The following is an 11831-nucleotide window of genomic DNA, read 5'->3' as shown; positions in this document are numbered from 1 at the left end:
GCCGATGATAGTGCGGATACCCGTGTGAAAGTAGGTAATCGTCAGGCTCCTCATGCGATAAACAAAAACCCCACCCCACAAAGGTGGGGTTTTTGCGTTTGGAAACGCGCACAGCGAAGGGACGGAAGGCGCGTCTCGCAAGCGCTAAAATTCCCTCCACGTATTCTCAAAACGCACGGCCAGCGCCGTCGATGTCCCATGCTACGTCTAAGCGAAATCAAGCTCCCGCTCGATCACATCGAATCGGCTATTGAATCTGCGGTTCTCGCACGTCTCGCGGAGATTGGCGTAGCGGCAAACGAACTCGTGAGCTTTCACGTATTTCGCCGTGCGCACGATGCCCGCAAGCGCGCCGATATCAAACTCACCTACATCATCGATGTCGAGCTGCAAGACGAAGCATCGGTGCTGAAGCGTCTTGAGGCCCGTCCCCATCCGCAATGCGGCGTGACGCCGGACATGGCCTATCGTTTCGTGGCGAAAGCGCCGGCGGGTTCGACTCGACTGCGTCCGGTTGTGATCGGCATGGGACCTTGCGGGCTTTTTGCAGGCTTGATCCTCGCGCAGATGGGCTTCCGTCCGATCATCCTCGAGCGCGGCAAGGCCGTGCGTGAGCGAACGAAAGACACGTGGGGCCTCTGGCGACGCAACGAACTCAACCCGGAGTCGAACGTACAGTTCGGAGAAGGCGGCGCCGGCACGTTTTCCGATGGCAAGCTGTACAGCCAGATCAAGGATCCGAAGCACTACGGACGCAAAGTGCTCGAGGAATTCGTCAAGGCAGGCGCACCGGAAGACATCCTGTACTTGAGCCGCCCGCACATCGGCACGTTCCGGCTCGTGAGCATGGTCGAGAAGATGCGCGCGCAGATCCACCAACTCGGCGGTGAAGTGCGATTCCAGCAGCGGGTCGAGGACATCGAGATCGACAACGGCAAGGTGCGCGGCCTCACGCTTTCGACCGGCGAAACGCTGCGCTGCGATCATGTCGTGCTCGCCGTCGGTCACAGCGCGCGCGACACGTTCCAAATGTTGCACGACCGCGGCGTGTACATGGAGGCCAAGCCATTTTCGCTGGGCTTTCGCATCGAACATCCGCAAGGGTTGATCGACAGAAGCCGCTTCGGCAAGTTCGCGGGTCACGAAAAGCTGGGCGCGGCGGACTACAAAGTGGTCCACCATTGCAGCAACGGCCGCGCGGTGTACAGCTTCTGCATGTGCCCGGGCGGCACGGTCGTCGCGGCAACGTCGGAGCCGGGGCGCGTTGTGACGAACGGCATGAGTCAATATTCACGCGCCGAACGCAACGCGAATGCCGGCATCGTCGTGGGCATTACACCGGAAGATTATCCGGGCGGCCCGCTTGCCGGCATCGCGTTTCAACGCAAGTGGGAAGAGCGCGCCTTCGAGTTGGGCGGCGGCGACTACTCCGCGCCGGGACAACTCGTCGGCGATTTCATCGCGGGGCGCGCGTCGACTACGCTTGGTTCGGTTGTACCGTCGTACAAGCCGGGCGTCAAGCCGACCGATTTGAGCACCGCGTTGCCCGACTACGTCATCGAAGCGATCCGCGAAGCCTTGCCCGAACTCGACAAAAAGATCAAAGGATTCGCGATGCATGACGCCGTATTGACCGGCGTCGAAACGCGCACCTCTTCGCCGATTCGCGTGCGCCGCAGGGACGATTATCAGAGCGTCAACGTCGAGGGCCTGTATCCGGCAGGCGAGGGAGCGGGCTACGCCGGCGGTATCTATTCGGCGGCGATCGATGGCATCGAAGTCGCGGAGGCCGTAGCTTTGCAGATGATGGCGCAACACGCGGCCGCAGTCTAAAAAAAGGGCGCATCGGTCAATCCGCTGCGCCCTTCACAACTAAAATAACGGTAAAAACTCAGGTCACCACACCCACCTGCCAGGGCACGAACTCGCTCTGTCCGTATCCATGCAGTTCGCTCTTCGACGCCACGCCTGATGCGCAGTCGAGCATCATCTGGAAGATCTGTTCGCCGAGCTGCTCGATGGTCGCCGATCCATCGATCACGCCGCCGCAGTTGATGTCCATATCCTCTTCCTGACGCTCCCACAACGCGGTGTTCGTCGCGAGCTTGAGCGAAGGCGAGGGCGCGCATCCATAGGCGGAGCCGCGGCCCGTCGTGAAGCAGATCAGATTCGCGCCCGAGGCGACCTGTCCCGTCGCGGACATCGGATCGTAGCCGGGCGAATCCATGAAGACGAAACCCTTCGCGTCGATGCGCTGCGCGTACTCGTACACTTCGACGAGATTGGTCGTCCCGCCCTTCGCGACCGCGCCGAGCGACTTTTCGAGGATCGTCGTGAGACCGCCGACCTTGTTGCCGGCAGACGGATTGTTGTCCATCGCCGCGCCGTTGCGCGCGCAGTACTCTTCCCACCACTTGATGCGCGCGAGCAGTTTCTCGCCGACTTCGCGGCTCACTGCCCGGCGCGTCAGCAGATGCTCCGCGCCGTACACTTCGGGCGTCTCCGAGAGAATCGCCGTTCCGCCGTGCGCGACGAGCTTGTCGACCGCGGCGCCTAAAGCCGGATTCGCCGAGATGCCGGAATAACCATCCGAGCCACCGCACTGCAATCCGACGACCAGATGCGCCGCTGGCACCGGCTCGCGCTGCACGCGATTCGCATCGGCGAGCATTTCCTTGATCATCGCGATACCGCGCTCGATCGTCTTTCGCGTGCCACCGCTGTCCTGAATCGTGAAGCTGCGCAGTTTCGCGCCGTCCTTCAAGCCGCTCGATTCGAGCACGCCCGAAATCTGGTTCGTTTCGCAGCCTAGTCCGACGAACAGCACGGAATGAAAGTTCGGATGCACGGCGTAACCCGAAAGCGTGCGGCGCAGAATGCCGAGCCCTTCGCCCTGCATGTCGATACCGCATCCGAGTCCATGCGTGAGCGCGATCACGCCATCCACGTTCGGATAATCCGCGAGCGCTTCCGGATGCACATCGCGCCGGAAGTGATCGGCGATGGCGCGCGCAACCGTCGCCGAGCAGTTCACGCTCGTCAGCACGCCGACGAAGTTGCGCGTCGCCACGCGGCCGTCGTCCCGGCGGATGCCCATGAACGTCGCGGGCTTCTCGACGAACGGCGTAGGGTGCGAATCGACGCCGAACTCGTGCTCACGCGCGAAATCGGCCATCGACAGATTGTGCGTGTGCACGTGCTGTCCGCGCGAAATCGCCTCGCGCGCCACGCCGATGATCTGGTTGTAGCGTTTCACAGGCGCGCCCGCGGCGATGTCACGGGTCGCGATCTTGTGTCCCGGCGGAATGAGCCCCGCGACGACGAGATCCTCCGACGCGATCCGCGCGCCGGAGACCAGCTGACGTGTCGCGATCACGACGTCGTCGTTCGGGTGCAGCCTGATGACCGCATGGTCGGTGGATGTGGTGGACATGGTTCTATTCTCAGACCGTGGAAGGTGCGCGAGTGTCGCGTCGGGCTTGCTCTTCTTCGGCGCGATTGAGCGGTTCGATCTTGCCGACGATTACAAGATAGCTGAACGCGCCGAGGAAGCAGAAGCCGCCTGCGACACACAGCGGAATCACGAACGAGCCCTTGGTGATCGCGAGCATCACGCCGGTGAAGGTCGTGATGACGATGCCCGCCAGGTTCGACGCGAAGTTTTGAATGCCGCCGATCGAGGCGACGTGATCCGGCGTCGGTGCAACGTCGCTCGGCAGCGACCAGATGCTGGCGGCCGCGAACGCGAGGCTGGCGTAAGCAATGCCGAAGAACGCGAGCATCAGATAAATGTTCGTGACGAACGCGCAAAGCGTGATGACCGACGAAAGCAGCATGCCGCCGACCATGCAGGTCTTGCGCGCGGCGGTGAGGCTCCAGCCGCGTTTGAAGAGCGCGTCCGACACCCAGCCGCCGAACCAGCCGCCCGGAATCGACATCAGCGCCGGAATCGTGCCGAGCGTGCCGAGCGATTTGAGCGAGAAGCCGTGCGCCTGCACGAGATAGCTCGGGAACCAGGTGATGAAGAAGTAGATGACGAAGTTCAGGCAGAAGAAGCCGAGCATCATGCCCCACAGCGTGCGGTACTTGAAAAGCGAAGCCCACGACACCTTGGTCCGCGGTGCGACCGGCTGCACCGGCGCGGCATCCGTTTCGCCCGTCAGATCGCCCGTCGACTTGTTACGGTAGATCAGGAACCAGCCGAGAATCCACACGAAGCCGATCACGCCGGTGATGACGAACGACGCTTCCCAGCCAAACGAGCTGATGATGAGGGCGACGACCGGAATGGACAGTGCCGAACCCACGCGCGAGCCGCTATCGAAGATGCTGGTCGCGAATGCGCGCTGCTCCTTCCTGAACCATTGCGACACGAGCTTCGCGCACGACGGATACGCACCCGCCTCGCCGATGCCCAGCATCAGGCGGCAGCCGAACATGCCGGCGACGCTCGTCGCGACGGCGGTGAGTGCCGTGAAGACCGACCACCAGCCCACCGCGAGCGGCAACGCGATACGCGCGCCGACGCGATCGACGAACCAGCCGAACGGCATCTGCATGAGCGCGTAGCTCCAGAAAAAGCCGCTCAGGATGAAGCCCATTTCAGCGGGGCCGATGCCGAGCGCCTTTTCGATCTGCGGCGCGGCGACGGCGAGGTTCGCGCGATCGATGTAATTGATCGCAATTGCCAGAAAAGCCAGAAATATCACTACCCAACGCATTTTGCGCATCGCTTGTCTCCTCAGTGGTGCGGCACTTCATGTGTTCCGGCTCGATCCGCGATGCCGGCGCGGTGAGCCGTGATTCAAAAGGAATTCGGAAACGCGCGGGCTGCTTCTCCGGCGGACCTTTGCGCGGTGACTCAACGTGCGGCCAGCGCGTCGCGCAGGCGCTTCTGCTCGATGTCGAGATTCAATTCGCGCGCAAGCTCGATGACGGGCTGAAAACGCCGCACTTTCTTCTCGTCGTGATTGCGCGCGATGTCCGCGAGCCGATGCACGAGAAACGGGTTCTCGAAGCGGTCGCGCACGCTCGACAGGTAGTCCGCCGCGACATCGCCCTTGCCGAGCGCCTCGAACACCGGCAACACTTCGTCGCGCCACGTCGCTTCGAGCGGCTCGCGATACGCGGAATCACGCATTGCGTCGAGCACGGTCATGTCGTGCGAGCCTGCGCGCGTGCGCCAGATTTCCGCGAGCATCGTATGGCCGAGATTCAGCATCAGGAGCTTGAGTCGTTCGTAATGCGCGAGATCGTCCGTAACGACAATGTCCTCGTGCTCGCACGGCAGCACCATGCCTGCCTGTCGCTCGATCGCCCACAGCGCGTACGGCTCCGCGATCGCGCCGACAGGCACAATCGGCTCCGACACGATCCGGTCCACGAGCGAATTCACCCACACGCAGTCTTTCGTGAGATAGCCGATGAACGCCTCGTCGACGTTCCAGCCGCGCGCGACCCCGATCACCAGATCGCGCAGCGTGTCGCCGTTGCGCGAAACCAGTTCACAGGGCAAAAGCGTGACCGGCGCCGCGCCCGCTTCGTATCGCGCGTGGAGCAGCACCGCGAGCTTTGCCGCGAAACCGCGCGGGGTGCGTTCGCCTTCCAGCAGATCGACGGTGTCGGAATCAAAGAGCGCGTAGCCGGCGTCCGCCGTGTTCGAGACGATCACTTTCACGTCGCGCTTCACGCGCTCGAGCAGCAAAGCCCAGTCCTCGTTCGCGTGCAGGGCTTCTGCAATCGAGTCGCATTCGACGAGCGTATCGACGGTCTCTTCCCCTCGACGGCCGCGAATGCGAACCGGATAACGTCCGGCCGCGCGCAACGCCTCGACGCGCGCGCGGCTGTCGTCGCTGGCGGTGGTCTGAACGACGGTGATCTTTCCGAGGGCCTTCGCCGGATCGCGGCGCGCCGCGTCGCTGACGAAGAAATCCACGTGCGCCTGCAGAAAACGGCTCGTGCCGAATTGAAGAATCGGATTGCTCATCGTCGGGAGCTTGAGAATAGTCGAGTGGGAACGGTTCCAGAGCGCCGTAAAAAAAATGGCCACCTGGCCTTACCGGATTGCATACTAGAGGCTCGAAACGCAATTGGTCAAGCCACTTGTAAGCGGCCTGAGAACGACGAATGCCCACCGCACGGCGCGTCAACCCTTCCGCTGATTACAATCCACGTTTTCCCCGAGATGAAAGCAGGAGCCAGCACGTGAGCGTGAAACCAGCCGAGACGCGACGCCTGTATCTCCAGATCGCCGACAAGTTGCGCGGACTGATCGAGCAGCAGGATTTCGCCCCGAACGGCCGCCTGCCATCAGAGCGTGAACTGGCGCAGACGCTCGGCGTGTCGCGGCCATCCGTGCGCGAGGCGCTCGTCGCGCTGGAACTGGAGGGGCGCGTCGAAATACGCATGGGTTCGGGCGTGTACATCGTCGCGACGCCGGCGGCCACGCCGCCGGCGACCGAAGCGGAACTGGGCGAGAGTCCGATCGAAATCATGACCGCGCGCAGCGTGATCGAGGGCGCGATCGCGGCCAGCGTCGCACCGTTTGCGAAACCGAAGGCATTGAAGGCGCTGCGCACGGTGTACGAGACGATGGCGCGCGAAGTCGAAAACGGCCAGGTGCCGATGAGCGCCGATCGCGCATTTCACATTGCCATCGCGCAAATGACGGGCAACGACGTGCTCGTGCGAACGGTCGGCAGTCTGTACGACGAGCGGCACAGCCCGTTGTCGTCGACGCTACGCGGGCACTTCGAAGGGGAGGAAACGTGGGCGGCCGCGCTCGGCGAGCATCGCGAAATTCTCGAAGCGCTGGAAGCGCGCGATGCAATACAGGCACAGGCCGCGATGCAGCGGCACATGCGTCAGTCCGCGGCGCGCCTGATGACGAAACGCAAAGGCTGACCCCGGCGCGCGTCCGAAGCGCGCACCGAGGCCGAAGACGTGTCCGTGTCAGCCAGGATACGCTTCATCGACCTTCAGACCCGCCAGCTTGAAGATGACGCGCAGCGTTTGCGGCGCGATCTCCCGGCGTGAGGCAAGCGTCGTCAGGACGAAATCCATCACCTTGGCGTACTTCAGCATGGTCAGGCATGTCTCGATGTCGGTGGATCCGTCGCGCATCGACTCGGCGAGGCGCAACATTTCCACGGAAATCTCTCGGGCCATTTCCAGTTCGAGTTGCTGCTTTTCACTCCACGCGGGCATCGCGGTCAGTGTCGCAAGCATCTCCTGAAACTGTTTCTCTGCTTTTTTGTCGGGGATCGCATCCATCGCCGTCCTCTCATGATCATGGCGCCGGCGAGTCGCATTCGCCGCGCTGCGCGTTAGGTGTTACGTAACAAGACCGGTGAAGGGCAAAGACTTCACGTGTCGAGACGCGGCTTGTTACCAGCTTGCTGCTCTTGTTGCTGCATCGGTACGCGGCCGAAGGCCACGCGGTGTCGTCTTTTCCGATGGCCTCATCGTCGGACGACGCACAATCTGTTCCACGCGCAATTGCCGCCGCGCATTGGCTCATCTTCAATGACCGGAACGAGAGCGTCTTTGCGCTTTTGGGTAAACTTCCTCTTTTGAGACGGCAGAACCAGCGGTTAGCGCACATTCGGCGCGAACATGCTCCGTTTTTTATTGATCGAACCTATACGATGACCAGGAAGTCCCCCGCGTCGGCTCCGGGCACACCCGACCCCTCCACCAAACATGAGATTCGTCCAGGACAGTCAATCGAACTGCTGAAGGAACTGCATATCCTCACGCGCGACGGCAAGATGAATCAAGACAGCCGTCGCAAACTGAAACAGGTCTACCACCTCTATCAGTTCATCGAACCGCTTCTCGCCGAAGTTCATGCGCGCCAAGGGGCCGTATCACTCGTCGACCACGGAGCAGGAAAATCCTATCTCGGGTTCATTCTCTACGATCTCTTCTTCAAGACTCTGCGCGATCGGTCACACATCTTTGGAATCGAGACGCGTGAAGAACTGGTAAAAAGATCCGAAGAATTGGCGGAGCGCCTCGGGTTTACGGGGATGTCATTTCTGAATCTGTCGGTGGCCGAATCAATTGATTCAGATCGTCTGCCTGATTCGATCGATATCGTCACCGCACTGCATGCGTGCAATACCGCCACCGACGACGCCATCCAGTTCGCTCTGCAGAAGAAAGCGAAGTACATCGTGGTCGTGCCGTGCTGTCAGGCCGAAGTGGCTTCGGTGCTGCGAAAGAACAAAGGGCACTCGCTCTCGAAGAACGTGCTGACGGAAATGTGGCGGCACCCGCTGCATACGCGCGAATTTGGGAGCCAGATCACCAATGTGCTCCGTTGCCTGCAACTCGAATCGCACGGATATCAGGTGAGCGTGACGGAACTCGTCGGCTGGGAACATTCGATGAAAAACGAGCTCATCGTGGCGCAATTCAAGGATCTGCCGCGCGGGCGGCCCGCGCAAAGGCTCTCGGATGTGCTCGAAACGCTCGGACTGGACGAATTGCGCGAGCGATTCTTCACGCCCGCGCACTGATCAGGAGTTGTCCTTCATCCACGCGTCGAAGCCGTCATGGCCCAGACGGCGCAGCGTTTCGATATTGCGTTCGTAGATATCGGACGCATCGGGGAACGCCTCGACGGCGCGATCGATGCTCGCTTCACGTAGCAAATGAAAGATCGGATACGGCGCGCGATTGGTGTAATTGTCGATGTCGTCAGGCTCGGTGCCTTCGAACCGATACTGCGGATGAAAGCTGGCGATCTGCAAGTCGCCCGCCAATCCCAATTGATCGAGCAGGCGCTCGGCGAAGAAGAGGGCGTCGTTGTAGTCGGCGAAGTCCGCGAACGCGTGCGGCGTGATCAAGAGCGTGGTATCGACGGTTTCCGGAGCGGTGTCGCGTAGCAGACGAAGTTCATCCGTCAGTTCTACGACGAGATCTTCTACGCCACGCGCATCGCTCACCACATAGCGAATCTGCTTTTTGACATGCACGCTCTTGGCGAACGGGCATAGATTGAGTCCGATCACCGCACGGGTGAGCCAGTGTCGAGTCGCCGCGATCACCTCGTCGCGGGTGCTGCCGTGAGTCATGAGCCTTCCTGTTTGCGATGCATGGGACACGCCGCCGCGATCAGCGTGCGCGCGATGCGCGGCGCGGCGAGCAGCGGGCCCGAGCCGGGTCCGTACGTCTGGCTCGTCGCGTAGATGCCATCGACGAGCAACGCGAGCGATTCCGCCAGTTCAACGGGATTATCCGCTCCGGCAGCCGTGCAGATTTCGACGAGACGCGTGATCAGGTAATTTTTGTTGCGCTCGACCGATTGCCGCGCGGGATGCGCCGGATCGCCGAATTCGCACGCGATATTGACGAACGGGCAGCCGCGATAATCCGGCGAGGACGCCCGTTTGACCAGATCCTCCAGCGCCTGAATCATCTGCATGGCCGGTTCGTCGGGATGTTTCGCGACGCTCGCCTCGAAGCGCCGCCGAAAGCCTTCGTCCATGCGCTCCAGATACGCGACGACGAGCTCGTCCTTCGACGCGAAACGCCGATACAGGCTCATTTTATTGACGCCCGCGCGTTCCACGACGGCATCGACGCCGATCGCACGAATGCCGTCGCGATAGAAAAGCTCCTGCGCCGCATCGAGCAATTGCTCCTGCGCGGTCGCGCCATCGGTTCGCGCACTTCGACGGGCGTGGGCTTTCGGCCGGTCAGCGATTGATCGTGTCAAAGTCGGTTCCTCGAGAATTCTGCTGCACGCTTGACATGTTACCGATCGGTAACTAAGCTCGCAACTCTGATGTGACAGAGCGGTAACGTCGCAAGACAAAAATCAACGTAACGGAGCAGCGATGAATTGGGTAGCGAGACGGCTGAACGGCCGGATACATTACGGCTGGGTTGCGGTGGGCGTCGTGTTTTTCGTGCTGCTCGCGGCGGCCGGCACGCGCGCGACGCCGAGTGTGATGATGTTGCCGCTCGAAAAGCAGTTCGGCTGGTCGCGCGGCACGATTTCGCTCGCGATTTCGATCAACCTCGCGCTGTACGGTCTCGCCGGCCCGTTCGCCGCGGCGGCGATGCAGCGCTTCGGCGTGCGCCCGACGGTGCTCGCCGCGATCGCGACGCTCGCGGCGGGCGTCGGCATCTCGTCGATGATGACCGAGCCGTGGCAAATGGTGCTCGTCTGGGGCGTCATGGTCGGCAGCGCGACGGGCGTCGCGGCGCTCACGCTGTCGGCGACGATCGTGAACCGCTGGTTCACCACGCATCGCGGTCTCGCGATGGGCATTCTCACCGCAAGCTCCGCGACCGGTCAGCTCGTATTCCTGCCGTTCCTCGCTTCGATTTCCGAGCGCTTCGGCTGGCGGCCCGTCGTGTTCGTCGTCGCGGCGGCGGCGGCGATCGTGTTGCCGCTCGTCGCGTGGCTGCTGCCCGAGCGTCCGGCGGATCTTTCGCTGCGGCCCGTCGGTGAAACGGCTAATGTGCCGCCCGGCGCGATCTCGCCGCCCAAAAATCCCATCAAGGTCGCCTTCGGCACGCTCGCATCGGCAAGCAAGACCCGCGATTTCTGGCTGCTTTTCTTCAGCTTCTTCGTCTGCGGCGCGAGCACGAACGGTTACGTCGGCACGCACCTGATCGCGATGTGCTCCGACTACGGCATGACGCAAGTCCAGGGCGCGACCCTGCTCGCCGCGATGGGCATTTTCGATCTGTTCGGCACGACGCTCTCCGGCTGGTTGTCCGACCGTTTCAACGCGCGCGTGCTGCTGTTCTGGTACTACGGCCTGCGCGGACTTTCGCTGATTTATCTGCCGTATGCGTTCGGCATCGATTTCTTCGGCCTGCCGCTCTTTGCCGTGTTCTACGGTCTCGACTGGATCGCCACCGTGCCGCCGACCGTGCGCCTCGCCACCGACGTCTACGGCAAGGAATCCGCGCCGATCGTGTTCGGCTGGGTCGTCGCGGGCCATCAGCTCGGCGCGGCGTTCGCGGCGCTCGGCGGCGGCATGCTGCGTTCGAGCCTCGGCAGCTACACCGTCGCGACGATGATTTCCGGCGGCCTGTGCCTCGTCGCGGCCGTGACCGTGCTGCGCATCAATCGCGCGGGCCGGTCGATGGGCGTCGCCGCGACCTGACGATCTGCGCGCGCGCGTGAGCTTGTTTATCCTTGTCGCCTTGAACGGCGCGCGTCTTCGCCGATGCGCGCCATGTGTTTTTCATCACGCCAACGAGGACCGAACATGACCACGAAGCCCGCTCCGACCGATGTCGACATCCACGAACTGATCGCCGGCCGTTGGAGCCCGCGCGCGTTTTCCAATGCGCCCATCCAGCGCGCGCAGTTGCATCGTCTGCTGGAAGCGGCGCGCTGGGCGCCGTCGTCGAATAATTTGCAGCCTTGGCGCTTCATCGTGTTCGACCGTCATCGCGACGAAGCGGCGTTCAGGCGCGCGTTCGACACGCTCATGCCCGGCAACCAGAAGTGGAATGTGAACGTGCCGGTGCTCGTCTGCGTGACGGCTTCGACGCTCACGCCGAAGGGCGACACCAACCGCACCGCGACGTACGACACCGGCGCGGCCGCGATGGCGCTCGTGCTGCAGGCGCACGCGCTGGGACTGGCGACGCATCAGATGGGCGGTTTCGATCGGGACGCGTTCCGTCAGGCGTTTTCGATCCCCGCGGACGTGGAGCTCATCGCGATGATGGCGATCGGTCATCACGGCGACGCGAGCCAGCTCGACGAAGCGCTGCGCGAGCGTGAAGCGGCGCCGCGCGCGCGCAAGACGCTGGCGGAAATGGCCTTCGAAGGCGCGTGGGACAACGCGTTCAGGTAA

Annotated in this window: 11 protein-coding genes; 5 read left to right on the top strand and 6 right to left on the bottom strand. The window is 62.4% G+C overall.

Annotated elements, in window-relative coordinates; all coding sequences use genetic code 11:
* Nucleotides 1-198 precede the first annotated feature (198 nt).
* Nucleotides 199-1833 carry an NAD(P)/FAD-dependent oxidoreductase gene (locus NCR38_RS11965; protein ID WP_250477140.1) on the top strand — a complete coding sequence of 545 codons (1635 nt, stop codon included), beginning with the start codon at nucleotides 199-201 and terminating at the stop codon, nucleotides 1831-1833.
* 58 nt (nucleotides 1834-1891) lie between these two features.
* Here NCR38_RS11965 and NCR38_RS11960 read toward each other — a convergent pair whose 3' ends face one another.
* The 3 genes from NCR38_RS11960 to NCR38_RS11950 all read right to left on the bottom strand — a co-directional run bounded on the left by NCR38_RS11960 (nucleotide 1892) and on the right by NCR38_RS11950 (nucleotide 5986).
* Entirely contained in the window at nucleotides 1892-3433 is a 1542-nt protein-coding gene (locus NCR38_RS11960) for a UxaA family hydrolase (protein WP_250477139.1), read from the bottom strand.
* A 10-nt stretch (nucleotides 3434-3443) separates the two neighbouring features.
* A complete protein-coding gene (locus NCR38_RS11955) occupies nucleotides 3444-4730 on the bottom strand; it encodes an MFS transporter (RefSeq protein ID WP_061121665.1) in 1287 nt (428 codons plus the stop codon).
* 131 nt (nucleotides 4731-4861) lie between these two features.
* Nucleotides 4862-5986 carry a mannitol dehydrogenase family protein gene (locus NCR38_RS11950; RefSeq protein ID WP_250477138.1) on the bottom strand — a complete coding sequence of 375 codons (1125 nt, stop codon included), beginning with the start codon at nucleotides 5984-5986 and terminating at the stop codon, nucleotides 4862-4864.
* Between the two features lie 218 nt (nucleotides 5987-6204).
* On the opposite strand from NCR38_RS11950, the gene NCR38_RS11945 reads away from it, so the two are divergent.
* Entirely contained in the window at nucleotides 6205-6903 is a 699-nt protein-coding gene (locus NCR38_RS11945) for a FadR/GntR family transcriptional regulator (protein WP_061121666.1), read from the top strand.
* 48 nt (nucleotides 6904-6951) lie between these two features.
* Here NCR38_RS11945 and NCR38_RS11940 read toward each other — a convergent pair whose 3' ends face one another.
* Nucleotides 6952-7272 (bottom strand): hypothetical protein, encoded by a 321-nt coding sequence (locus NCR38_RS11940; protein ID WP_040049997.1) that lies wholly within the window; start codon nucleotides 7270-7272, stop codon nucleotides 6952-6954.
* A 374-nt stretch (nucleotides 7273-7646) separates the two neighbouring features.
* Between NCR38_RS11940 and NCR38_RS11935 the strand changes: the two genes are divergently transcribed.
* A complete protein-coding gene (locus NCR38_RS11935; protein WP_061121667.1) occupies nucleotides 7647-8522 on the top strand; it encodes an SAM-dependent methyltransferase in 876 nt (291 codons plus the stop codon).
* Here the strand turns inward: NCR38_RS11935 and NCR38_RS11930 are convergent, their stop codons facing one another.
* Together NCR38_RS11930 and NCR38_RS11925 are read right to left on the bottom strand one after the other, a co-directional pair.
* The gene (locus tag NCR38_RS11930; RefSeq protein ID WP_250477137.1) at nucleotides 8523-9080 is read right to left on the bottom strand and encodes a DUF1415 domain-containing protein; all 558 of its coding nucleotides are present in this window, start codon (nucleotides 9078-9080) and stop codon (nucleotides 8523-8525) included.
* Entirely contained in the window at nucleotides 9077-9724 is a 648-nt protein-coding gene (locus NCR38_RS11925; RefSeq protein WP_061121669.1) for a TetR/AcrR family transcriptional regulator, read from the bottom strand. The genes NCR38_RS11930 and NCR38_RS11925 overlap by 4 nt, the downstream gene beginning before the upstream one ends.
* A gap of 121 nt (nucleotides 9725-9845) precedes the next feature.
* On the opposite strand from NCR38_RS11925, the gene NCR38_RS11920 reads away from it, so the two are divergent.
* A complete protein-coding gene (locus tag NCR38_RS11920; protein ID WP_061121670.1) occupies nucleotides 9846-11129 on the top strand; it encodes an MFS transporter in 1284 nt (427 codons plus the stop codon).
* Nucleotides 11130-11234: 105 nt separating this feature from the next.
* Nucleotides 11235-11831, top strand: a complete 597-nt coding sequence (locus tag NCR38_RS11915) for a nitroreductase family protein (RefSeq protein WP_250477136.1) — start codon at nucleotides 11235-11237, stop codon at nucleotides 11829-11831.

The organism is Caballeronia sp. INML1 (assembly GCF_023631085.1).
In the GTDB taxonomy this organism is placed as follows: Bacteria; Pseudomonadota; Gammaproteobacteria; order Burkholderiales; family Burkholderiaceae; genus Caballeronia; species Caballeronia turbans.
This window is presented reverse-complemented; position numbering and strand designations above follow the sequence as displayed.

What these genes read in the sequence shown, in the direction of transcription:
- NCR38_RS11965 (WP_250477140.1), top strand. Translation starts at nt 199, where the DNA reads ATGCTACGTCTAAGCGAAATCAAGCTCCCGCTCGATCACATCGAATCG.
- NCR38_RS11960 (WP_250477139.1), bottom strand. Translation starts at nt 3,433, where the DNA reads ATGTCCACCACATCCACCGACCATGCGGTCATCAGGCTGCACCCGAAC.
- NCR38_RS11955 (WP_061121665.1), bottom strand. Translation starts at nt 4,730, where the DNA reads ATGCGCAAAATGCGTTGGGTAGTGATATTTCTGGCTTTTCTGGCAATT.
- NCR38_RS11950 (WP_250477138.1), bottom strand. Translation starts at nt 5,986, where the DNA reads ATGAGCAATCCGATTCTTCAATTCGGCACGAGCCGTTTTCTGCAGGCG.
- NCR38_RS11940 (WP_040049997.1), bottom strand. Translation starts at nt 7,272, where the DNA reads ATGGATGCGATCCCCGACAAAAAAGCAGAGAAACAGTTTCAGGAGATG.
- NCR38_RS11935 (WP_061121667.1), top strand. Translation starts at nt 7,647, where the DNA reads ATGACCAGGAAGTCCCCCGCGTCGGCTCCGGGCACACCCGACCCCTCC.
- NCR38_RS11930 (WP_250477137.1), bottom strand. Translation starts at nt 9,080, where the DNA reads ATGACTCACGGCAGCACCCGCGACGAGGTGATCGCGGCGACTCGACAC.
- NCR38_RS11920 (WP_061121670.1), top strand. Translation starts at nt 9,846, where the DNA reads ATGAATTGGGTAGCGAGACGGCTGAACGGCCGGATACATTACGGCTGG.
- NCR38_RS11915 (WP_250477136.1), top strand. Translation starts at nt 11,235, where the DNA reads ATGACCACGAAGCCCGCTCCGACCGATGTCGACATCCACGAACTGATC.